Source organism: Paraclostridium sp. MRS3W1 (assembly GCF_032465715.1).
GTDB lineage: Bacteria > Bacillota > Clostridia > Peptostreptococcales > Peptostreptococcaceae > Paraclostridium > Paraclostridium dentum.
The window spans coordinates 1-25,361 of record NZ_JAWDJM010000032.1 but is presented as its reverse complement, the minus strand read 5'-3'; the positions used below and the strand labels follow the sequence as shown (position 1 = coordinate 25,361).

Genomic DNA, 25,361 nt, shown 5'->3' with positions numbered 1-25,361 from the left:
ATATTGAATAATTGACTTTACTAACTTATAATTTAAAAGACATTGATTAAGATAAAAAAGCTTATATGATTATCATAAATATTTTAATGCACAAAAATTGGAGGATGAGTATGTATAAAACGCACACATTGAGTAATGGACTAACAATAATAGGGGAAGAGATACCTTATCTAAAATCTATAACATTAGGTGTTTGGGTAAATGCAGGGTCTAGAATAGAAAATGAAGAGCTAGGTGGGATATCACATTTTATAGAACATATGCTTTTTAAAGGTACTAAAAATAGAACTTCTAAAGAAATCGCAAGCACTATAGATAACTTAGGAGGTCAAATAAATGCTTTTACGAGTAAGGAATGTACTTGTTATTATGTAAAATTGTTAGATGAACATATAGATATTGGAATTGATATATTAAGTGATATGTTTTTAAATCCTTTGTTTGATGAAAAGGATATAGATAAGGAAAGACAAGTTATAATAGAAGAATTAAAAATGTATGAAGATTCTCCTGAGGACTTAGTGTACGATCTTCTTATGGAAGGAATATACAAAACTGACGCCTTAGGTATGAATATAATAGGTACGGAAGAATCGTTATATAATATGAATAGAAATACTATAAAAGATTATTTTAATAAGTATTATGTAGCAAGTAACTCTGTAATATCTATAAGTGGAAACTTTAAATTTGAAGAAATGGTAAAGTTAATAGAATCCAAGTTTAAAGACTTAGCTATGGGAAATGTAGATATCAAAATAACTGAACCTGAGTTTCATCCGTGCTTTATAACTAGAAACAAAGATACAGAACAAGTTAATTTAGCGATAAGTTTAAAAGCTATTCCTCTAGAGGATAGAGAAGATGCCTATGCATTATCTATAATAAATAATATTTTCGGAGGAAGTATAAGCTCAAGATTATTTCAAAATATAAGGGAAAATAAAGGACTAGTATATTCAATATACTCTGCGCCTAGCCTTTATAGGAAAAGCGGAGAACTTGGAATTTATGCTAGTATGAGTAACGAAAATCTAAAAAAAGTATATAATTTAGTATTAGAAGAAATTGACAACCTAAGACAGAATCATCTTACAGATAAAGAGATAAAAGAAAGTAAGGAACAGTTAAAAGGAAGTTATATTCTTGGATTAGAGAGTACTAGCAGCAGAATGATGTCAATTGGTAAAGCAATGGTATTAACGAAAAAGGTGAAAAATCCTAATGATATTATAGAAAGTATAAATAATATTGACAAGGCTAGAATAGACTTAATTATAGACAAGGTATTTAATAGAGAAAATATTGGAGTCTGTATTGTAGGAAGAGATGTAGAGGGTATAACTTTAGACTAACTAGACTAGACATATAATCAAGGTTATCTATATTGGATACATATTAGTTTATATGGGGGGATACTTATGAATTTATCTGAAGTAGCAGGTAAAGAGATTGTAAACTTAGTTACAGGAGAAAGATTAGGAGTTGTTGGAGAGTGCGACCTTATAATTGAAGACACTACAGGAAAAATACTAGCTTTATTAATCCCTAGAGAAAGAGGATTTTTAGGATTTAGAAAAGATAAATCGGTACTAGAAGTACCATGGAGAAATGTAAAAAAAATTGGTAATGACATGATTATAATAGAATACGAAGGAGTTTACTAGGAGGATAATATGACGATAGTAGTTCAAAAATTTGGTGGGACATCTGTGGAATCTTATGAAAAAATGCAACAAGTTTGCAATATAATAAAAAACTACAAAGAAAAAGGATTAGACTTAGTTGTAGTAGTTTCTGCTATGGGAAGAAAAGGAGCTCCATATGCAACTGATACATTGATAAATCTGTGTAAAAATGTGAATGAAAATTCTTCTAAAAGAGAATTAGATTTAATAATGTCTTGTGGAGAGATAATATCAGGAACTATACTTACTAATATGCTAAAAGGAAATGGGATAGATGCAGTATTTTTAACTGGTAGTCAAGCTGGTATATATACAGATGGGAAATTTTCTGATTCAAGAATATTAGATATAAAACCAGAAAGAATATATAAAGAATTAGATGAAGGTAAAGTTGTTATTGTAGCCGGGTTCCAAGGAACTACAGAAAGTGGAGAAGTAACAACTCTTGGTAGAGGCGGAAGCGATACATCTGCTGTTGCTATAGGTAAAGCTTTAGAATGTGAAACTGTTGAAATTTATACAGATGTTGATGGAATCATGACGGCAGACCCTAGAGTAGAACCTGAAGCTAAAGTTTTAGATTATATAAATTATGAAGAAGTTTTTCAAATGGCAGACAAAGGTGCAAAGGTAATTCATCCAAGAGCTGTTGAAATTGCAAAAAGTGGATCGATAGCTTTAAATATAAAAAATACTTTAAACCCATCTCATCCAGGTACTAGAATAAGCGGGATGAGTCCTAAATTTGAAGTAAACAAAGAAGCAAAATCTTTACACACTATGACTGCAGTAGCACATAAAAATGGAATTACTCAAATAAAAGTTAAATCTAAAGAAGATATATTTACAGATATAATGAATGAAATTGAATCAAATGAAATTAGTCTAGATATGATAAACTTCTTTGTGGAAGAAAAAGCTTTTGTAATAGACCATGAAAAGTTAAATATATTAAAAGATATACTTAATAATCATGATCTTGAGTATACTGTTAAAGAAAACTGTGCAAAGGTAACTCTTATAGGTACAAAAATGACAGGTATTCCTGGCGTTATGGCAAAGATTGTAAGAGCTTTATCTAAAGCTAAAATAAACTTATTACAAACATCGGATTCAAACATGACTATATCTTGTTTAGTTGAAGAAAAAGATATGAAATCAGCTGTTCATGCTATACATGATGAATTTAAATTAAATTAATAATATCCTCCTTTTTTGGTTAACTTATATGTAAAGTTAAACAAATAGGAGGATTTTTTTATGTCTAATAAAAAAACAAAAAATAAACAGCCAAATACTAAATTAGAATTTGCAGAAGAATTAAATTTACCAGCTAACTCTAGACCTAGAAAAAGTGGATCAGTAGCTCAAAATACATCAAGACCTATAAGTAAACATCCAAAAGAAAAGTAGATAAAAATAAGTCTTAGAAGGAGGCTACATATGAATCTTTTCAATGATGAAAAAAATAGAAAAATACAGCTGAAGTCAGAAGAAGATGATGAAAGAGAAGAAGAAAGTGAAGATATACAAAATATAAAACAAATGGGTGTTCCTAATATGCCTAACCAAAACATAAAGGACATACAATGTATAACTATAATTGGTGAAATTGAAGGTCACTTTGCAGGAAACCCACAAAAAAAATCTACAAAATATGAGCATATAATACCTATGTTATTTGAAATAGAGGAAAATCAAAATATAAAAGGGGTATTAGTAATTTTAAACACTGTTGGAGGAGATGTTGAAGCTGGACTTGCTATGGCAGAACTTATGAATAGTGTATCTAAAAAAGTAGTAACATTAGTATTAGGAGGTAGTCATAGTATAGGAGTTCCACTTGCAACTGCAGGTGATTATTCATTTATAGCTCCAACTGCAACTATGATTGTTCACCCTATAAGAACAAATGGACTTGTTATTGGAGTTAATGAAACATTTGAATACTTTAAAAAAATGCAAGAGCGTATAACTAGATTTATAATTAGAACTTCAGATATAGAAAGAGAAGAATTAGAAAAACTTATGCATTCAAAAGAGGAATTAGTAAGTGATGTAGGTAGTGTTTTAATAGGTAAAGAGGCAGTTGATTGTGGTCTTATTGATGAAGTCGGTGGATTAAAAGAGGCAATGGCTAAATTAAGAGAATTAATTAATGAAGACGATAATGATAGTAACAACAATGTAATTAAATAAAATTTGTTTAAATAACATAAAATATGATATAATTAAAAGATATAAAAGTGTTAGTGTTTAAATACATTAGCACTTTTTGCTATGATTTTGGAATTTATTAATTCTTGTATAAATTTATTTTTAAGAGGTGAGATTGATGGCTAAGAAAAAATCTAAAAAGAAAAAGAAGATAGAATCAAGTTTTTCAGCTGAGTACAATAACCTTATAACTATATTTATTGGTATATTTTTATTATATAGTTTAAACTCTAGTTCAATGGGGTTATTAGGTACGGTTATTCAAAATATATTTAAAGGATTATTTGGAGGATTAGCAGTAGCAATTCCGTTTATAATCATTATTAGTGGTATCTTAGGATTTTTCGAGAAGAATGAATATATATACAGAATTAAAAATGCTAAAATATACTATTTAGGTGTATTTTTTATATTCATATTCTACGGACTTTTAAATGCTAAAAATTTACCTATAGATAGTCCGACTAATTCGTATGTAATTAAAGAAGTAAGTAAAGCTGCGGTTCAAGGTGAAGGATGTGGACTTATAGCTACATTCATCACATATTACGTTACAAAGATTTTAGGTGTAACAGGAGCATGGCTAATAAGTATATTTGCATTATTAATAACAGGTCTATTTACTTTTAATATATCTTTAAAAGACTTAATTTATACTATAAAAGCAAAAGCTAAAAACAGTAAAGATAGTAATCTTACTTTTAAAGAAAAAGCTAAAGGTTTAAAAAATGCTATGGTTAACATGGTAACTGAAGAAGTTGATGAAAATACTATGGTAACAAAGAATGACTTAAAAAATAAGTCAAATAAATCTAAGGATAAAGAAAAAAGTATTGAAGAATACGACAATGATAAAACAATAAAAATTGTTGGATTTAATAAAGCTGAAGATGATTACTTAGAGATATTAGAGGGCACTCAAAGTATGCCTGAATTAGAAGTTTTAAAAGAATTACAAAAGGCTAAACCTACGCAAAAAACAGAGGTTACAAGTGTAAAAGAAAGCAATATAGAAAGTACACAGCCTATAGGGATTCAAACAAATTCTAAATATGAAAATTATACAAAACCTAGTATTGAGCTATTAAATAAAATAGATTCAAAGACTGATGACAAAAGCAAGAAAAAAGTTTTAAAAAATGCCTCATTATTAGAAAAAACTCTATCTGACTTTGGAGTTGAAGCGAAAGTAAATCAAGTTACTGTTGGACCTACTATAACTAGATATGAAATTCAACCAAGTCCAGGTGTTAAAGTTAGTAAAATTGTTAACTTAACAGATGATATAGCCCTTAGCTTAGCGGCAAAAAGTATAAGAATAGAAGCTCCTATACCAGGTAAAAGTGCTATTGGTATAGAAGTTCCAAATGAAGAAGCTCAAATGGTAACTTTAAGAGAAGTTATTGAAAGTGAAGAATTTAATAATTTCAAATCGCCATTAGCTATGGGACTTGGAAAAGATATAGCTGGGAAACCTATAATAGCTGATATTGGGAAAATGCCTCATTTACTTATAGCAGGATCTACAGGTTCTGGTAAAAGTGTGTGTGTAAATACTTTGATAAACAGTATTTTATACAAAGCAAACCCAGATGAAGTTAAATTTTTACTTATAGATCCAAAAGTTGTTGAACTTGCAAATTACAATGGAATACCACATTTATTAATACCAGTTGTAACAGATCCTAAAAAAGCTGCTAATGCTTTAAACTGGGCAGTTACTGAAATGAATAGAAGATACAAATTATTTGCAGAATCAAGTGTAAAAGACATAACAAGTTATAATGAAAAAAGTGAAGAAAAACTTCCTAAGATAGTAATAATAATAGACGAGCTTGCAGACCTTATGATGGTTAGTGCTAGTGATGTTGAAGATTATATATGTAGATTAGCTCAGATGGCAAGAGCTGCAGGAATGCATTTAATAGTTGCTACACAAAGACCTTCAGTAGATGTTATAACTGGAGTTATAAAAGCCAATATTCCATCTAGAATTGCGTTTGCAGTTTCATCTCAAACGGACTCTAGAACTATACTTGATATGGGTGGAGCAGAAAAGCTTCTAGGAAAAGGAGATATGCTATTCTATCCTTTAGGAGCAGCTAAACCAGTTAGATTACAAGGTGCGTTTATATCAGAATCAGAATCAGAAAGAGTAGTAGATTATGTAAAGAGTCAAGTTAATGAAGAAGTTAAATATGAAGAATGCATAGTAGATAGTATAGCTAAAATATCTAAAGAGCAAGATAACGATGCTGATGAACTTTTAGGAGATGCAATAGAATTTGTAGTTGAAAGTGGGCAAGCTTCAGCTTCTATGCTTCAAAGAAAATTTAAAATTGGATTTAATAGAGCGGCAAGACTTATAGATTCTATGGAAGAGAGATCTATAGTTGGTCAAAGTGAAGGAAGTAAACCTAGAAAGGTTTTAGTAAGTAAACAAGACTTAGAAAATTTAGAGGGTGAATAAATTTGAAGACAATAGACATAAAGAGTGCGTTAGATCTACCAAATACTATATTTATAGATGTTAGAACGCAAGCGGAATTTGAAGAAGACCACATACGTGATGCTTTTCATATGCCATTGTTTAATGATGATGAGCATAAAGATATAGGAACTATATATAAGATGCAAGGAAAACAAGAAGCTGTACAAAAGGGATTTGACTATGTAAAAGATAAGTTAAAACATATGTACATGGAAGTTTTAAGTTTAGCTAATGAATATGAAAATATAGTTATATACTGTGCAAGAGGCGGCATGAGAAGTGGAAGTTTAGTAAATATGATTTCAACATTAGGTGTAAATGTATATCAATTACAAGGTGGATATAAAGCATACAGAAACTTTGTATTAGATTACTTTAAAACAGTTATGGATACAAAAGAATTTATAGTTCTTCATGGGTTAACTGGTGTTGGAAAAACAGATGCATTACTTATGTTAGAAGAAAATGGAATAGATATTATAGACTTAGAGGGTATAGCTAAAAATAGTGGATCTACATTTGGATTTATAATGTTTAACGAAAAACCCCCTACACAAAAGAATTTTGAAACTAATATTTTTGAAAAACTATATTTTTCAAAAAGCAACTATATATTTATAGAAAGTGAAAGTAAAAGAGTCGGACATGTTAACGTACCTCATGAAATATATGAAGGCATAGTAAGGGACGGATACCATATATTATTAGAATGTAGTGTAAAGTCTAGAGTAGATAGATTATGTAGAGACTACATATATACAGAGAATAAGAACTTTGAAGCATTAATACAGTGTATTAATAAATTTAGAAAAAGATTAGGAAATCAAAAAGTTGATTATTATATTGAATTATTTAATGAAGGTAAATACGATCAAGTTGTAGAACATTATTTAGTAGATTATTACGATGCATTATATGGGCATTCAGTTCAAAAATATGAGTACAATAGAGTTCTTAATTGTGATAACATGAAAGAAGCAGTTTTAGAGTTAATAGATTTTCATAAGGCAGCGAAGGAAGGAGCAAATTAAATGTTAAAAATAGCATTAGAGTCATTAGGATGTTCTAAAAATTTAGTAGATGCAGAAATAATGATGGGGATTTTAAATAGAAAAGGATATAAATTAGTAGGTGAGTTTGAGGAAGCTGATATAATTTTAGTAAATACTTGTGGATTTATAGAATCAGCAAAACAAGAATCTATAGATACTATATTAGACTTAGCTCAATTAAAAGAAAACGGAAATTTAAAGTTACTTATAGTTACAGGATGTTTAGCTCAAAGATATGCTAAGGAATTACAAGCAGAAATTCCAGAAATAGATGCTATAGTTGGAACAGGAAGTTACCAACAAATAGATGAAATAATAGCAAATCTTGAAAAGGAAAATAACATAGTAAGTTTAAATGATATTGAATTTGCTTACAATGAAGATCTTCCAAGATACGTTACAACTCCAGAATATATGGCATATTTAAAAATAGGTGAAGGTTGTGACAATCACTGTACGTATTGTATAATACCAAAATTAAGAGGTAGATATAGAAGTAGAAAAATGGAAGATATAATAAAAGAAGCTAAAGATCTTGCTTCTAAAGGAGTAAAAGAATTAGTAGTTATAGCTCAAGACACTACAAAGTATGGTTTAGATTTATATGGAGAAGTTAAACTTCCGCAATTATTAGAAGAACTTGCACAAATAGATGGGATAAAATGGATAAGAATAATGTACTCATATCCTGAATCAATAACTGAAGAGCTTGTAAAAGTAATTAAAAAATATGATAATATATGTAATTATTTTGATATGCCTATACAACATGCAAGTAATAAAGTTTTAAAATTAATGAATAGACACACGACTAAAGAAGACATTAAATCTAAAGTTGAAATGATAAGAAAATATATACCTGATGCTACATTAAGAACAACTATAATAGTTGGATTCCCTGGAGAAACTGACGAAGATTTTAATGAATTAGTTGAATTTGCAAAAGATATGAAGTTTGATAGACTGGGAGCTTTTGCATACTCTAGAGAGGAAGACACTCCAGCGGATAAACTTCCTAATCATTTAGATGAAGATGTAAAACTACAAAGAAGAGATCAACTTATGTTAGTTCAGCAAGAAATATCACAAAATTTAAATGCACAAAAAATTGATAATGAATATGAAGTTTTAATCGAAGAGCAAATTGAAGATAAGGTATATATAGGTAGAACTCAAGGAGATGCAGAAGAAATAGACAGTATAGTTTATGTTAAGTCTGAAAATCAACTTGAAATAGGATCATTTGTAAAAGTAAAAATAAATAATGCCTTAGAGTATGATTTGATGGGAGATGTAGTTAATGAACTTGCCTAATAAATTAACTTTATTTAGGATATTTTTAATACCAGTTTTTATAATAGTAATGATGTTAAATTTACCAAGTAAATTTTTAATAGCTTGTATGATATTTATAGTAGCATCTGTAACTGATGCTATGGATGGTCATATAGCTAGAAAATACAATTTAGTAACTGACTTTGGTAAATTTATGGATCCTCTTGCTGATAAGCTGCTTGTAATATCAGCTCTTACAACAATGATAGAGTATGATTTAGTGGCTGCTTGGATGGTTATTATAATTGTTGCTAGAGAACTTACAGTTAGTATATTAAGAGCAATTGCAGCTGCAGACGGAAAAGTAATAGCTGCAAGTTCTGGAGGGAAATTAAAAACTATTTCACAAATGGTAGCTATAGTAATTCTTTTACTAGGTGCGCATACAGGTAATCCTGTATTTTTAAACATAGGTAAATTTACTATATTAATAGCTACACTACTTACTCTTTATTCAGGATGGGAGTATGTTTACAAAAATAAAAATTTATTTATGGAAAGTAAATAATAATATAAAAAATGGATAACTGTTAGTTATCCATTTTTTGTGCTTAATAAGTTTTTAAACCAAGTTTAAAAGGAAGCTTAGAATTTTAGGTAAAAGATAATTTAAACTTATGGAAAAATATGTATAAATTGATATAATTAAAGTTAATACTAATAAGGTATTATTTAATTGACTTTAAGTCATAAAAAATATATAATAAATATAGAACAAGTGTTTGATGAATGTTTTACTTTAAGTAAAATTTTAATAAATGATTTTTAGAAGGGAAGGTAACATAAATGGCAGGAATACAAGATGAAAAATTAAAAGCGCTGAATTCAGCGTTATCTCAAATAGAAAAAGATTTTGGTAAAGGATCTGTAATGAAACTTGGAGAAGCTAAGGGAATGGCTATAGATGTTATACCAACAGGTTCTATTGGACTTGATATAGCTATAGGTATAGGAGGTCTTCCAAAGGGTAGAATAGTTGAGATATATGGACCAGAATCTTCTGGTAAGACTACAGTTACTTTACATGCAGTAGCAGAAGCTCAAAAACAAGGTGGAATAGCAGCATTCATAGATGCTGAACATGCATTAGATCCAGTATATGCAAAGGCATTAGGGGTAGATGTTGATAACTTAATAGTTTCACAACCAGATACAGGAGAACAAGCGTTAGAAATAGCAGAAGCACTTATAAGAAGTGGTGCTATAGATATAATAGTAGTTGACTCAGTAGCAGCATTAGTTCCAAAAGCTGAAATAGAAGGGGACATGGGAGATTCTCATATTGGTCTTCAAGCAAGACTTATGTCGCAAGCTTTAAGAAAGCTAACAGGATCTATAAAAAAATCTAATTGTGTAGCAATATTTATAAACCAGTTAAGAGAGAAAGTTGGAGTTATGTTTGGTAGCCCAGAAACTACAACAGGTGGTCGTGCTCTTAAATTCTACTCTTCAGTAAGACTAGATGTTAGAAAAATAGACACTATAAAACAAGGCGATAAAGTTATGGGAAGTAGAACAAGAGTAAAAGTTGTTAAAAACAAGGTTGCACCTCCATTTAAACAATGTGAATTTGACATAATGTATGGAGAAGGTATATCAAAGGTTGGGGACCTATTAGATATAGCTGCAGATTTAGACATAATTAAAAAATCAGGAGCTTGGTATAGTTATAACGAGACTAGATTAGGACAAGGTAGAGAAAATGTTAAAAAGTTCTTAGAGGATAATAAAGATTTAACAGAAGAAGTAGACGGTTTAGTAAGAAAATATTACAAATTAGATGAAAATGCAGATAGCGCAGAGGAAAATGAAGATTCAATAGAAAATATTGGAGAATAATAGCTTGTATACCTCCTATTAACTTGACACCAGATTGAAAAAATTATAAAATTAAATAAGAATAAAATATTCTTATTTAGTTTATAAAAATAGATGTTATAAATACTGTAGTTGACGGTTTATTTAACAAAGGAGGTGGATGTCATAGAGGCAATGATAAGCGCTTTATTGGGAATATTTGTGGGTATTATAGTTGGTTATTTTGTAAGAAAAAACATATCTGAAGCTAAAATTGGTCAAGCTGAAAAGATGGCCGATGATATAATAGATAAGGCAAAAAAAGATGCAGAAACTTTACAAAAAGAAAAACTATTAGAAGCAAAAGAAGAGATCCATAAGTGGAGAAATGAAGCAGAGAAAGAGAACAAAGAAAGAAGAATTGAAGTTCAAAAGTTTGAAAGAAGAATAATTCAAAAGGAAGAGGTTTTAGATAAAAAACTTCAAGCTCTAGAGAATAAAGAAACAGTTCTTAATGATAAACTTAAAAAAATTGAGAAAAAAGAAGAAAACGTTGAAGCGATTAAAGTTCAACAATTAGAAAAATTAGAAAGCATATCTGGAATAACTTCAGACCAAGCAAAAGAAATTATATTAACTAATGCTGAAAGAGAAGTAAGAAGAGAGATGTCTATAATGATTAAAGAAATAGAATCTCAAGCTAAAGATGAAGCAGATAAGAAGTCTAGAGAAATAATAGGATATGCTATACAAAAATGCGCAGCCGATCATGTGGCAGAAACTACTGTAACAGTGGTTAACCTTCCTAACGATGAAATGAAGGGAAGAATTATAGGTAGAGAAGGTAGAAATATTAGGACATTAGAAACTCTTACTGGAATAGATTTAATAATAGATGACACTCCAGAAGCAGTAATATTATCTGGATTTGATCCTATAAGAAGAGAAGTTGCAAGAATTGCGCTTGAAAAGCTTATCGCAGATGGAAGAATACATCCTGCAAGAATTGAAGAAATGGTTGAGAAAGCTAGAAAAGAAGTTGATAATATAATAAAAGAGTTTGGAGAACAAGCTACTTTTGAAACAGGGGTTCATGGATTACATCCAGAATTAGTAAGACTTCTAGGTAGACTTAACTATAGAACAAGTTATGGACAAAATGTTTTAAGACATTCTATAGAAGTAGCTCATATAGCTGGTATAATGGCTGCAGAAATAGGAGCAGACGTAAAATTAGCTAAGAGAGCTGGATTACTTCATGATATAGGTAAGGCAGTTGACCATGAAATGGAAGGAACTCATGTTGAGATAGGTATGGACTTACTTAGAAGATACAAAGAATCTAAAGATGTTATACATGCTATGAGTACTCATCATGGAGATTATGAGCCACAAACTATAGAAGCTGTATTAGTTACAGCTGCAGATGCTATATCAGCTGCAAGACCTGGTGCTAGACGTGAAACACTAGAAGCATATATTAAACGTTTAGAGAAATTAGAAGAAATAGCTAATTCATATGATGGCGTAGATAAATCGTTTGCAATACAAGCTGGTAGAGAAATCAGAATAATGGTTAAGCCAGAAAATGTAAATGATGAAGATATACATTTATTAGCAAGAGATATGACTAAGAGAATAGAGGATGAATTAGAGTATCCTGGACAAATCAAAGTTAGCATAATAAGAGAAACAAGAGCAATAGAATACGCTAAATAAGAAAATAATTTAAGCGAATATATCAAATGATATATTCGCTTTTTTGATTTTTGAATTAAAGAAAAAGAATAATTTATTTTAAATAAGATTAAAATACTAATATTAAAATTTATAAACATAATAGGAGATATAATTATGAGACGTCCCAAGTTATTAATCAGTAAATGTTTAGGATTTGAAAATTGTAGATACAATGGACAAGGATCAAGCAGTAAGTTCATTGACTCTTTAAAAGATTATGTTGAATTTTGTACAGTATGTCCTGAGGTTGAAATAGGACTTTCTACACCTAGAGAAGCTATAAGGATTGTTGACTATAATAATGAAAAAAAACTTATTCAACCGAAAAGTAATAAAGATTATACTGACCAGATGAAAAAATTTTCTCAAAATTACATTTCTAAATTGGAAGATATTGATGGATGTATATTAAAAAGCAAATCACCATCATGCGGGGTAAGAGATGTTAAAGTTTATCATAAAAGTGGTCAATCAACTTTAACTAATGAAAGCAATGGCTTTTTCGCAGATGAAATATTAAATTCACATGGTTATTTGCCTATAGAAAATGAAGGTAGACTTAAAAACTATTCAATAAGAGATGAGTTTTTGACTAAATTATTTATGATAAATAACTTTAAAAATGAAAAATGTGATATAAAAAAATTTCATCAAAATAATGAATTGCTATTAAAAAATTATGATGTTAAAATTTTTAGCCATTTAAACAATATGTGCAAAAATGAAGAATATGAAAATTACGCAAAAACATTATTTCAACTTTTAAATAAAAATAGAAATACAAAAAAAAATATTCAAACTATTTTAGATATATATAATAAATATGAAAAATACTTATCTTTAAAAGAAAAAGAAGTATTTGTTGATAATATAGTTAAGTACAGCAAAGATAAAATACCACTTAGTACAGTTTTAAATAATGTAAAAATATATGCAGCTAGATTTGAAGACGAAAAAATTTTAAGTCAAACTATATTTAATCCATATCCAGAGAGCTTAATAAATTTAATGGATTCTGGTAAAGGAAGAAGTTTATAAATCTATATAATAAAAAATTATAAAATGATAATAATAATAAAGAAAAAATGAAAGGAGAAATGATATGTTAAATACTCTTGCTAAAAATCAATATGTAAAAATATCAAATTGCAACAAAAACGAAGATGTTGAATATGGAGTTGTTGTAAATAAAAATGAAGATAATTACGATATAATGAGTATTGGATTTGAAAATAAAAATGGAAATTTCTTAGAATATCCTCCTAATGTGGATAAATTAGTTCAAAGTTACAGTATAAGTGATGCTGATTTTGAAGAGGTAAAGAAAAATGAAATAAGAAGAAAAATGAATATATGGTTAGAAAGCCACTGTAAATAATAAAAAATAGGTACTTTAAATAGTACCTATTTTTTACTATTTAGCAAATTTTTATAAAAAAAGAGTAATAAGGATGTTTCGTGGAAATAATAAATGGAAATAATATATTAAATATATCAAATATAGCAAAAAACTATTTAAAATGATATAATTATATAAAATGAGGGGGATGAGAAATTGAGCCAGTACATAAATATAAATTCCGAGCTAGATGCATTAAAGATAAAAGCATTTGAAAAGGTTTTTTATCAAAGTATGAAAGAGGAAGCTAATGTAGTGCCAAAGGTGACTCCTTTTAAAGGAATAAACACAGATCTTTTATATATAAAAGATAAGAGAGTTTTGTTTATAAAATTTATGGATACAACAGAAGATTTATTTATGCTCTTAGAAGATGAATTGTTAGAGGTAATGGAAGAGGAATATGATCTTTTAAGAAAGCAAATGAGCAAAATAGGTAATGATATTGAATATAACTACATATTTATAATGCCCCACGTATCTATATATGATAATGGAGATAATGACTTTGTAGAAAATAATATAATAGATAAAGAGAAGTTATACAAAATAATGAACTATGAAATTAGCATAGATGAATATTTAGGAAATCCAAATGATGAAATTTTACTTAACTTATTTATGTTACAAATTTGTCCTGAATATTATGTGATAAATAATAATCTTAACTTAAATAAAAATTTAAAGAAAATATCTTTTTCAAATGAAGATTATAGTTATACAGCTACTATGCTAGAAAGAAATCAAATTGAGAAAGTTGCCTCAGTTAAATATGGAGACACCTTATATAAAGGAGCATCTGGATGTGGAAAGACTACAATATTATTAGCAAGAGCTATCAAATTAGCTAGAATATATCCACACCATAAATTTGTAATATTTACTTATACAAAGCAGCTTAGAAATGAGCTGAAAGAAAGATTAGATATTTTATATAAAGATAACAACAATATAGAAATTCATACATTTACTTCTTTCTTATTTAAATTAGCAAAAGCATATAACTTAGTATTTGATTATAATATGCTAAAAAATACTCCGGATAAGGTATATAAGAATCTTGTTTTACAAGCTAAAAATACTGTAAAAAATAAAAGTATGTTCAAAGGAATATTTATAGATGAAATTGAATGTTTCGAACCAGAACAGATTGATTTTATAAGAAGTTTCTTATATAAGTCTAAGTATATATTTAATGCATTTGAGTGCAAAGGATTAAATATATTTAGCAATTTAAGTATATTTAAAAACTCTTGGGACAATATAGAGTTCAATGATGTAATAGAATTAAATGATAACTATAGGCAGAGCAATAATTTAGTTGAATTTGTAAATAATTTTGATAAAAATTCAAATGATTATATAAAGAGCATAAGACCTAATGTTACAAATGATATGTATTATTTATCAAACTACATTAGAAAGAGTAATAAGGCTGTAGATATAATAAAAGTTTCTGATATAGAAGAACAAATAAGTTCTGTAATATGGGAAATTGAATATTTAACTACACAAAAGGGACTTAGTTATTCTGATATAGCAATTGTATATCCATTTAATAAGAAAAAATTAAAAAATGGTAAAACTATATATTTCCAATATATGTTGAAGAAAGACTTGGAAGAAAATGAAATACCATATATATATGGGGATGATGAATTAACTAATGTAGCAAAAAAAGCTGGAGTTACAATAGCGAATATATATACTATAAAAAACTTAGAATATAAAGCTGTTATATTTTGTGAATTAGAAATGCTATATAACCATAGTATTAATGATATAAGTCAAGACTATCAAGTTAATGACTTTGTAGGAGATTTAAATAAAGTATATCTTGCTATAAATAGAGCTACAGATTACTTAAGCATTATAACTACTTTTAATGAAGGTGCAAGTGACATCATAAGGTTATTGGTAGAGTCAAAAAAATAAAAGAAGCACATAGTGCTTCTTTTATTTATATTAAAAATGTAAAGTATGCAAATACTATTATACCAAGTACTATTCTATAATAACCAAATGCCTTGAAGTCATGTTTCTTGATATAATCCATTAAGAATTTAATAGCAAATACAGAAACTATAAATGCTGTTACAAATCCTGCACCTAATACTAACCACTCAAATCCAGAGAAGGCAGCACCAGTTTTTACAAGTTTAAGTGCACTTGCACCAAACATTGTAGGTATTGCTAAGAAGAATGAAAACTCAGCAGCTACATATCTAGATGTACCCAATAATGCAGCACCTATAATAGTAGATCCAGATCTTGAAGTACCTGGTATTAAAGCTAAACATTGGAATAGTCCTATTCCTAAAGCTAATTTATATGTAAGCTGTGAAAAATCATTAACCTTAGGTTTTTTATTTCTATTCTCAATTAATATCATTATAACCCCATAAACTATAAGAGTTATTGAAACTGTTGTAGGGTTGAAAAATAATGAGTCTATAGCATCATCAAATAAAACTCCTAGTATTCCAGATGGAATTACTGCTATAATAACCTTAATCCATAAGTTGATTGTATCCTTTTTCTCTTTTTCTGTTTTAGAAGAATCTAAAGGATTTAATTTTTTAAAATATAGTGTTAAAACAGCAAGTATAGAACCTAATTGGATTACAACCATAAATGTGCTTACAAACACCTGCGATAAATCAAATTTAACGAATTGTTCAACTAATATAAGATGACCTGTACTACTTACAGGTAGCCACTCAGTTATACCTTGAACTATACCAAGTATAATGGCTTTAAAAATTTCTAACAATTTTAACTACCTCCTAATTTAAACTAATTTAACCATACGTTAAAGTATACCAATATTAATAAATATATTCAATATTTTAAAAAGGTATTTAAAAATAAGTTAGAAATTTAATAATTATAAAAAGACAGGGGGAATACACATGGAAGAAAATGCAATTTTAAATGAATATGAATATGAAATCTTTAAAGGATTTTCCAAAAAGCATAATCCAGCAACTAAACATGACTACTTAAGCAAAGTTATATTATTTAAAGAATACGTAAATAATAAAGACTTAGTAAGTGTAACTAAAGAAGATTGTAGTGGATTTATAGAATTTGTAAAAGATAACTATGCAAAATCTACATCAGAAAAAATATATAGTTACTTACATAGTTTTTACAATTATATGAAAAATGAAGAGTACATAGAAATTAACCCTTTTAAGCTAGTTAAAAAACCAAAAGTAAGCAGAATAAAAACTAAGGATGACGTTCTTAGTATTCAAGAAATAAACCAAATTATAGATACGTTGCCTAGATTAAATATGAGAGATAGATTAATAATGGTATTTCTTATAACGACTGGATGCTTACTAAATGAATTAGTAAATTTAAAGTGGAAAGACTTGATGGTTGATGAAAACAACAATGCATACGTAAGGTTAGGAAAAGGTAGAAAGGAAAGGGTTGTAAAATTACATCCACATTGTTTTTCTAAAATAGAAGAATATAGAATATATCAAGGACTGCCGTCATGTATAATGCCAACAGAAGACTTTGTATTTACTAGCCAACAAAGAAATTCTATAACAGATAGAAATGTAAGGATAATTGTGAAAAAAGCCTTAGATATGGCAGGACTTAGCAATTACTCAGCAAAAGATTTTAGACATTCATTTGCAGCTATAAGTTTAAGGCTTGGTGCTGGGGAGGAAGAAGTGAAAAATCAACTTGGTTGGAGTGATAAATATTATGCAATAAGATATAAATATGTACTTAACTTTGTAGATAGTGAGAGTATTGATTATATTATATCGAGTGATAAAATGAACATAAATAAAAAATAACTTGTTATTGTTCGTTTAATTATATATAATTAAAATTATAATAATAATATAAATACACAAGGAAGGTGCTAAATAGAATGGAAAATAAATATAGTACATATGCAAATCCGTTAATAGATAGATATTGCAGTAAAGATATGAGTTATATATTTTCTCCACAATGCAAATTTTCTACATGGAGAAAACTTTGGGTTGCATTAGCTGAATCAGAAAAAGAGTTAGGGCTTAATATAACAGATGAACAAATAAATGAATTAAAAGCTAACATCAACAATATAAATTTTGATGAAGCTAGAAAAATAGAAAAAGAAGTAAGACATGATGTTATGAGTCATGTAAAAGCTTATGGATTACAATGTGATAGTGCTAAAGGAATAATACATTTAGGGGCAACTAGTGCATATGTTGGAGACAACACTGATGTAATTCAAATGAATGAAGCATTAAAACTTATAAGAATAAAATTAGTAAACTTAATAAATAATTTAAAAGAGTTTGCTTTAGAGAATAAAGATATACCAACGTTAGGATTTACTCATTTCCAAGCAGCTCAACTTACAACAGTAGGAAAAAGAGCGTGCCTTTGGGCTCAAGATTTAGTAATAGATTTAGAAGATTTAAACTTTAGAATAGAAAATATGAAGCTTAGAGGTGTAAAAGGAACAACTGGAACACAAGCTAGTTTCTTAAGTCTATTTGAAGGTGATGATGAAAAAGTAAAAGAATTAGATAAACTTGTATGTGAGAAGATGGGTTATAAAGCATCATATGCAGTAAGTGGACAAACATATACTAGAAAATTAGACTACCAAGTTATATCTATTTTATCAGGAATAGCTCAAAGTATGCATAAGATGACTAACGATATAAGACTTTTACAAAGTTTAAAAGAGTTAGAAGAACCATTTGAAAAAAACCAAATTGGATCATCTGCAATGGCATATAAAAGAAATCCTATGAGAAGTGAAAGAATAGCTTCATTATCTAAGTTTGTTATAGGGGAATCTTTAAGTCCTGCATTAGTGCAAGCTACTCAATGGTTAGAAAGAAGTTTAGATGACTCTGCAAATAAAAGATTAGCTATACCTCAAGCTTTTATGGCAGTAGATGCTATACTTGAAATAGGTATAAATGTAACTAATGGACTTGTTGTTTATGAAAACATAATAAACAAGCATATAAATGAAGAACTACCTTTTATGGCTACAGAGACTATTCTTATGGAAGCTGTAAAAAGAGGCGGAGATAGACAAGAGTTACATGAAGTTATAAGAGAATATTCAATGCAAGCTGCAAAGAGAGTTAAACAAGAAGGAAAAGATAATAACTTATTAGAGTTAATTCTTTTAGATTGTGATACATTTAAGATGTCAAAAGAAGAAATTCTATCAATAATGGATCCTAAAAACTTCGTAGGAAGAGCTCCAAAACAAGTTGTTGAGTTTGTTGAGGATGTAATAAATCCAGCTATAAGCGAATATAAAGATTCTATAGGAATGAAAATAGATTTAAATGTATAAGAAATAGAGGTTTTAACCTCTATTTTTTTGTGGATTTTAAAATTAAATTTTAAAATTTCACTTACAAATTATAAAGGAAAAATTTGATATATATATATGTAAATATTTAAAAATATAGCGGAAATACTAAATAATATTAAAAATAAAAAATAGGCATTAATATAAGGTAAAATGTAGGTTTTTGTTAAATTAAGTTAATAAAATCTGAAAATTCAATTTAAGTTAAAAAGTATTGGAAAGTTTGTAGAATTATGATATTATATGTAAAGCGGAAAAGGTTAAACATTTAAATAGATAGAAATCTAACAAAATAACCTTTGATGTAAACAGTATTATTATACTTCATGAGGAGGAAAACAAATGGCAGGAAATACTAACAATGCTAAAAAATTAACATTAGTGCCCCTAGTACTTATGATATTCACATCTGTATTCGGGTTCGCTAACATGCCGAGAGCGTTTTTCCTAATGGGATACGCAGCAATACCTTGGTATATATTAAGTGCAATTTTATTCTTTATACCGTATGCATTTATGATGGCTGAATACGGATCTGCATTCAAAAAAGAATCAGGTGGTATGTATTCATGGATGGAAAAATCTGTAGGACCTAAATATGCATTCGTAGGAACATTTATGTGGTATGCATCTTACATCGTATGGATGGTAAACGTTGCATCAACTTTATGGGTTCCATTATCAAACGCAATATTTGGATATGATGCTACAGCTAACTGGTCTTTATTTGGATTAAGTTCAGTTCAAACACTAGGAATACTTGGAGCATTATGGATAATATTAGTTACTTATGTATCAACTAAAGGTATAGAGAAGATAACTAAGGTTACTTCTATAGGTGGTACAGCAGTTGCATTATTAAATATAGTTTTATTAGTAGGTGGGGTTTTAGTTGTAATAATGAACAAAGGACAATTTGCAGAGCCTGTAACAAATGTTGTTAAAGCGTTTACAAACTCTCCAAACCCAGCTTATCAAACACCTGTAACTGTATTATCATTCTTAACATTTGCAATATTTGCATTTGGAGGATTAGAAGTTTTAGGTGGATTAGTTGACCAAACTGAAAATGCTGAAAAAACTTTCCCTAAAGGTCTTACTTTAGCAGCTATAGTAATATCTGTAGGATATGCAATAGGTATATTTGCTTGTGGTACATTTACTAACTGGAGTGATATATTATCATCAAGTGATGTAAATATGGCTAACGTTGCTTATGTATTAATGCAAAACTTAGGATATCAATTAGGTATAGCATTTGGAACTAGTCAATCAGTAGCATTAACTATGGGTGCTTGGGTTGCTAGATTCGTTGGATTATCAATGTTCTTAGCATTATCAGGAGCATTCTTCACATTAACTTACTCTCCATTAAAGACTCTTATAGAAGGGGCACCAAAGCAAGTATGGCCTGGTAAATTAGGAGAAATAAAAGACGGAATGCCTATAAATGCTATGAAAGTTCAAGCTATAATAGTTGTAGCTATGATACTTTTAGTATCATTTGGAGGTAAGAGTGCAAGTGAGTTCTTCGCTTTACTAGTACTTATGACTAATGTTGCAATGACAATACCTTACTTATTCTTATCAAGTGCATTCCCTGCATTTAAGAAAAAGCAATTAGAAGGTAAAGTTGACAAAGCATTCGTAGTTTATAAGAGTGTAGGAATGGCAACAACTTTTGCTGTAATAATAGGTATATTAGTTGGATTTGCTAACGTATTCACTATAATAGAACCAACATTATCTTCACCAGCAGGATTAAGTAAAACATTAACTATGATAGCTGGACCAGTAATATTCGGAGTATTTGGATTCTTCTTATATAGTAGATATGAAAAGAAACATGTAAAGAATAGTGATAATAATAGAAAAGCAAGCTAATATTTTAGCTATATTATAAAAAATGCACCTGCTATTAATTTAGTAGGTGCATTTATTTATATATAAAAATATACTTATTTTGACAAATGATTATATTTTTATATATAAATAAACAAATATTTAGTATACTATAATAGTACTAAAGCTAATTAAAGATACAAAAGACATGGGAGGTACAAGTATTGTTCAAGAAATTATTAAATTTTATAAAAGTTACTAAAGAAGAAAAAATATCTACAGAAGAAGTTGAAGTTAAAGATAGCCTAGAAGAAAAGATTGATGGAATTGATTCTCAAAGCTTAGAAATAAATGAAGATGTAGATACCATTTTAAATATCGAAGAATTAGAAAATAATACGACTGAAGAAGTAGTTGAAATAAAAAATGAAAAAGTTGAGGATATACAATTAGAGGATCAAGTTGTTGTAGAAAAACAAATAAACTGTAAAGATAATATAAATATAACTAAAGAAGAAAATGTTACAGTAGAAATTTCAGAAGAAGAAAAACAATATGTAAAATCAATAAAAATACAAAGAGAAAAAAGAATAAAAGCTATAGATGTTTATACAAATGATGAGATTATATTTGAAAGTTATAAAGAGTGTAGTAAATCATTAGGTGTTCCAATTCAATACATAAAAGAAAACTTAGAATATGGATATACTGATTTTTTTGGAGAAGCTGTAAACTTTTTAAGTAAAAAGCTTAAATTAGATGTAAGTAATAAATCTATGGGAGATAAAAATATAGTTGAAATATTTAATTTTTTACATAATGAATTATGGAATCCTGATATGGATGAAGAAAAAAGAGAAGAAATTCTATGTAGCGAAAAAATAGAGCCGGTGCATATGCATTATAAATTTGAAATAATGGATGATGAATATGATGATTATTATAAAAAATATGGCAAAATAATTCGTCGTGGGGGTAAGAAAAAAATTGAACTTGTAGATAAAAAAAATGAAGTCATAGACGTGTTTAAATCACTAGATGATTGTGCGGATTTTTTTGGTAAGAACAAAAGTGAAATAACCGAACGATTAAAGTGTGGTGAATGTAAAATTGGTAGATATCAAATAAGGTACAGCCTGAGACGATAGTTAATTAATAAACTATATAAAATGAAAGAAAAAATGGAAACAAATTCATAAGTCTGAATATATTCTATTAAGAAATTAAAAATTTCTAAAAATATAGGAGGGCTTATGGAAAGTATAATAAATTCCATCAATAACATTTTATGGAGTAATGCACTTATTGTATTATGCCTAGGAACAGGATTATATTTCTCGTTAAGAACAAGATTCTTACAGGTTAGACACTTAAATGAGATGGTAGTACTTTTGGCAAAAGGAGAAAAATCGGATAAAGGTATATCATCATTTCAAGCGCTTTGCACATCATTGGCAGGAAGGATAGGTACTGGTAATATAGCAGGGGTTGCTACAGCTATTGCTATGGGAGGTCCAGGAGCTTTATTTTGGATGTGGGCCATTGCATTTTTAGGAGCTGGGTCAGCGTTTGTTGAATCTACATTAGCTCAGATTTACAAAGAAGAAGATAATGGGGAGTATAGAGGAGGACCTGCATACTACATCGAAAAAGGTATGGGCGTTAAATGGTATGCTATATTATTTGCAGTAGCAACGCTAATTGCTATGGGAATTTTTCTTCCAGGAGTACAATCAAATTCAATTTCAGCGGGAATAGAAAATGCATTTGGAATAAGTAAGTCTATATCTGGATTAGGAATTATAATACTGCTTGGATTAATTATATTTGGTGGAATAAAAAGAATTAGCTCTTCAGCAGAACTTATTGTACCATTTATGGGGTTAGCATATATATTAATGGCACTGGTTATTATAGCTGTAAATATTGAAAAATTGCCAGAAGTTATAACTTTAATATTTAAATCAGCATTTGGAGCAGAGCAGGCATTTGCAGGTATTTTAGGTTCTACTATAGCTTGGGGAGTAAAACGTGGAGTATATTCTAATGAAGCTGGGCAAGGTACAGGGCCACAAGCAGCTGCAGCTGCAGAAGTATCTCATCCTGCTAAACAAGGGTTTGTTCAAGCATTTTCTGTATATGTAGATACATTATTTGTTTGTTCAGCTACTGGATTTATGTTATTAATGACAGGTAAATATAATGTATATAATGCAAGCAATCAATTTATAGTCCAAAACTTACCTGGAGTTGAAGTTGGGCCTGCCTTTACACAAAGTGCGGTAGATACATTGATACCTGGATTTGGATCAGCATTTGTTGCTGTAGCTCTTTTCTTCTTTGCATTTACAACACTTATGGCATATTATTATATTTCAGAAGTTAACTTAGCTTATTTAGCAAAGAGAATATTAAATAACAATGAAAAAACTAAAAAGGTATTAATAAATATATTAAAAGTAGTTATATTAGCATCAACATATTATGGATGTGTTAAAACATCTACATTAGCCTGGACTTTAGGTGATATAGGGGTAGGTGTTATGGCTTGGATAAATATAATAGCTATATTAATAATTGCAAAACCAGCACTTATAGCACTAAAAGATTATGAAGAGCAAAAGAAACTGGGAATACCTAGAGAAAAAATTGACTTTAACCCAATTAAACTTGGAATAAAAAATGCAACTTTCTGGGAGCAAAGAGTAAATAATAAAAAATAAGCAAAATAATAAAAATAGCTTCTAAATTTTAGAAGCTATTTTTATTATTGTTATTTATTTTTTTTCCATGTATATACATAAAAGCTTAATACTTCTTTTATTGAATTTCCTATGAATGTATAAGACTCATCATCTAAATTTGCTAATGAGACTCTAACAGACCACTCAGGACCAAAGAATCCATGGCCACTTAGTAAAACTATAGAGTAATTATTAGCTAGCTTAAATAACATGTCTGCAGGCTTATAATTGTCTTTTATGAAATTAGCAAAATCTTCACCGTAGTTATTTGTAGCCCACTTCATTATATCGAATATTACATAATAAGAAGCATCATTTTTGTTTTCTATTAACTCTACTCCTAAAGCATCATAGAAAAGTTTTTGTCTACGTTTACATATAGATATATTTACGCCTTTATAACTATCATCTTTGTCTATTAAAGCAAATGCTGAGAAAAATGCCATTTGAACTTGTTGAGGAGTTGATAAACCAGCAGTATGGTTAAGTGCAACCATTCTACTATCTGCAACTATTCTGTCCATAAATGATATTTTATCTGGGTTTAAACTCATATCGCTATAACGTTTATTTACAGATGCTTTTAAGTCATCAGGTAATTCATTTATAAGTTTTTCAAATACATTATTTTCATGTAAAGCTAAAGTACCTAAACGCCAACCAGTTACACCGAAGTACTTAGAGAATGAATAAGCTCCTATAGTGTTATAAGGTAAGCTAGCCATTAAAGATTTAAAACCAGGTACAAAAGTTCCATAAACATCATCAGATATTATCATCAAGTTAGGATGATGATTTGTAACTACATCAACTAAATTATTACAGCTATTTTCATCTAATGCTATAGATGCTGGATTGTTAGGGTTAACTAAGAATAAAGCTTTTATAGATTTATCACAAAGCTTTTCTAATTCTTTTTTAGAATATTGCCAAGTGTGATTATTATTTTCATCTATTTCATCTGCATTTATAAAAACTACATCAAAGTTATATCTTGGTAAATGTGGTATTTCTAAATAAGGTGTAAATATAGGAGTCATAATAGCTATTTTATCACCTTTTCTTAATAACTCATTAGCCATTAAAGAGTCGAATATATAACACATAGCAGCTGTTGCACCTTCTACCGCAAAGATGCTTAAAGGACCACCTTTTTTAGTATCGTATTTCATTTCTTTTATTAAATACTTAGTAACTATTTGCTCTATATGAACAAGTATTCTATCAGGAGATGGATAGTTATCACCTATTATTGCATCAGCTAATTCAAATACCCAAGAGTCTGGATCAAAGTCAAATTCTTCTATTCCATAATCAACAATATCTTTAGCCAAATTAGCTCCAGGCATATTTAGATTGTCATAAATATATTGATAAAAACGAGTAGCGATTCCTTCTTTTTTTGGCATACCAGCTAAATCGCCTTCGTTCCAAGTTCTACGAGTTTCGTTAACTGCAAATTGCCCAAATGTAAAAAATGCTTCACGAGGTGTTGCTGCTGTCCAGTTTGGATTACCGCGACCAGCATCTAAAACTCTCCTTCCGCTTTCCATAGCTCTGAACTTAGCAAGCTTTATTAACTTGTCTTTAAATTCAAAAGGGCTAATTTTTCCATAAACATCATTGATTTCTTTAAAGTTATATCTGCGCATATATATACACACTCCTTTTTTATCTGCAATTAATATCTATAATGT

General features: G+C 28.8%; 21 protein-coding genes. 19 read left to right on the top strand and 2 right to left on the bottom strand.

Annotated features, from left to right (window positions below):
* Positions 1–110: 110 nt before the first annotated feature.
* From RWY47_RS02630 to RWY47_RS02565, 14 genes are all read left to right on the top strand, one after another.
* A complete protein-coding gene (locus tag RWY47_RS02630; RefSeq protein ID WP_150842254.1) occupies positions 111–1,355 on the top strand; it encodes a M16 family metallopeptidase in 1,245 nt (414 codons plus the stop codon).
* Positions 1,356–1,421: 66 nt separating this feature from the next.
* Positions 1,422–1,667 carry a YlmC/YmxH family sporulation protein gene (locus RWY47_RS02625; protein WP_021428747.1) on the top strand — a complete coding sequence of 82 codons (246 nt, stop codon included), beginning with the start codon at positions 1,422–1,424 and terminating at the stop codon, positions 1,665–1,667.
* A 9-nt stretch (positions 1,668–1,676) separates the two neighbouring features.
* Positions 1,677–2,888, top strand: coding sequence for an aspartate kinase (dapG, locus tag RWY47_RS02620; protein ID WP_021428850.1), 1,212 nt, complete (start codon positions 1,677–1,679; stop codon positions 2,886–2,888).
* A gap of 60 nt (positions 2,889–2,948) precedes the next feature.
* Positions 2,949–3,101 (top strand): hypothetical protein, encoded by a 153-nt coding sequence (locus RWY47_RS02615; protein ID WP_021428798.1) that lies wholly within the window; start codon positions 2,949–2,951, stop codon positions 3,099–3,101.
* A gap of 30 nt (positions 3,102–3,131) precedes the next feature.
* Complete coding sequence (locus RWY47_RS02610; RefSeq protein WP_021428855.1) at positions 3,132–3,887, top strand: ClpP family protease; 756 nt, start codon at positions 3,132–3,134, stop codon at positions 3,885–3,887.
* A 136-nt stretch (positions 3,888–4,023) separates the two neighbouring features.
* Entirely contained in the window at positions 4,024–6,375 is a 2,352-nt protein-coding gene (locus tag RWY47_RS02605) for a DNA translocase FtsK (protein ID WP_021428777.1), read from the top strand.
* A gap of 2 nt (positions 6,376–6,377) precedes the next feature.
* Positions 6,378–7,427: a tRNA 2-selenouridine(34) synthase MnmH gene (mnmH, locus tag RWY47_RS02600; RefSeq protein ID WP_053831177.1), complete on the top strand. Its 1,050-nt coding sequence runs from the start codon at positions 6,378–6,380 to the stop codon at positions 7,425–7,427.
* Positions 7,428–8,762, top strand: a complete 1,335-nt coding sequence (rimO, locus tag RWY47_RS02595) for a 30S ribosomal protein S12 methylthiotransferase RimO (protein WP_025162350.1) — start codon at positions 7,428–7,430, stop codon at positions 8,760–8,762.
* The gene (gene pgsA, locus RWY47_RS02590) at positions 8,749–9,291 is read left to right on the top strand and encodes a CDP-diacylglycerol--glycerol-3-phosphate 3-phosphatidyltransferase (RefSeq protein WP_021428714.1); all 543 of its coding nucleotides are present in this window, start codon (positions 8,749–8,751) and stop codon (positions 9,289–9,291) included. Before rimO ends, pgsA begins: the two co-directional genes overlap by 14 nt.
* Positions 9,292–9,569: 278 nt before the next feature.
* Positions 9,570–10,622: a recombinase RecA gene (gene recA / locus RWY47_RS02585; protein ID WP_021428792.1), complete on the top strand. Its 1,053-nt coding sequence runs from the start codon at positions 9,570–9,572 to the stop codon at positions 10,620–10,622.
* A 153-nt stretch (positions 10,623–10,775) separates the two neighbouring features.
* Entirely contained in the window at positions 10,776–12,299 is a 1,524-nt protein-coding gene (gene rny, locus RWY47_RS02580) for a ribonuclease Y (RefSeq protein WP_021428821.1), read from the top strand.
* Between the two features lie 135 nt (positions 12,300–12,434).
* The gene (locus RWY47_RS02575; RefSeq protein ID WP_150886166.1) at positions 12,435–13,358 is read left to right on the top strand and encodes a DUF523 and DUF1722 domain-containing protein; all 924 of its coding nucleotides are present in this window, start codon (positions 12,435–12,437) and stop codon (positions 13,356–13,358) included.
* Positions 13,359–13,422: 64 nt separating this feature from the next.
* Positions 13,423–13,698: a hypothetical protein gene (locus tag RWY47_RS02570; protein WP_150886165.1), complete on the top strand. Its 276-nt coding sequence runs from the start codon at positions 13,423–13,425 to the stop codon at positions 13,696–13,698.
* A gap of 177 nt (positions 13,699–13,875) precedes the next feature.
* A complete protein-coding gene (locus RWY47_RS02565) occupies positions 13,876–15,654 on the top strand; it encodes a UvrD-helicase domain-containing protein (RefSeq protein ID WP_150886164.1) in 1,779 nt (592 codons plus the stop codon).
* A 25-nt stretch (positions 15,655–15,679) separates the two neighbouring features.
* Here RWY47_RS02565 and RWY47_RS02560 read toward each other — a convergent pair whose 3' ends face one another.
* Positions 15,680–16,492 (bottom strand): undecaprenyl-diphosphate phosphatase, encoded by an 813-nt coding sequence (locus RWY47_RS02560; protein WP_021428909.1) that lies wholly within the window; start codon positions 16,490–16,492, stop codon positions 15,680–15,682.
* Positions 16,493–16,631: 139 nt separating this feature from the next.
* Between RWY47_RS02560 and RWY47_RS02555 the strand changes: the two genes are divergently transcribed.
* The 5 genes from RWY47_RS02555 to RWY47_RS02535 all read left to right on the top strand — a co-directional run bounded on the left by RWY47_RS02555 (position 16,632) and on the right by RWY47_RS02535 (position 23,643).
* Positions 16,632–17,540: a tyrosine-type recombinase/integrase gene (locus tag RWY47_RS02555; RefSeq protein WP_021428859.1), complete on the top strand. Its 909-nt coding sequence runs from the start codon at positions 16,632–16,634 to the stop codon at positions 17,538–17,540.
* Between the two features lie 77 nt (positions 17,541–17,617).
* On the top strand, positions 17,618–19,060 hold the full coding sequence (gene purB, locus RWY47_RS02550) for an adenylosuccinate lyase (RefSeq protein ID WP_224170373.1): 1,443 nt from the start codon (positions 17,618–17,620) through the stop codon (positions 19,058–19,060).
* Positions 19,061–19,420: 360 nt separating this feature from the next.
* Positions 19,421–20,962: a glutamate/gamma-aminobutyrate family transporter YjeM gene (gene yjeM, locus RWY47_RS02545; protein ID WP_150842256.1), complete on the top strand. Its 1,542-nt coding sequence runs from the start codon at positions 19,421–19,423 to the stop codon at positions 20,960–20,962.
* A gap of 182 nt (positions 20,963–21,144) precedes the next feature.
* Positions 21,145–22,068: a hypothetical protein gene (locus tag RWY47_RS02540; protein ID WP_224170372.1), complete on the top strand. Its 924-nt coding sequence runs from the start codon at positions 21,145–21,147 to the stop codon at positions 22,066–22,068.
* A gap of 105 nt (positions 22,069–22,173) precedes the next feature.
* Positions 22,174–23,643: an alanine/glycine:cation symporter family protein gene (locus RWY47_RS02535; protein WP_150842258.1), complete on the top strand. Its 1,470-nt coding sequence runs from the start codon at positions 22,174–22,176 to the stop codon at positions 23,641–23,643.
* A 50-nt stretch (positions 23,644–23,693) separates the two neighbouring features.
* Here the strand turns inward: RWY47_RS02535 and aspD are convergent, their stop codons facing one another.
* Positions 23,694–25,316, bottom strand: coding sequence for an aspartate 4-decarboxylase (aspD, locus tag RWY47_RS02530; RefSeq protein ID WP_150842259.1), 1,623 nt, complete (start codon positions 25,314–25,316; stop codon positions 23,694–23,696).
* Positions 25,317–25,361: the final 45 nt, after the last annotated feature.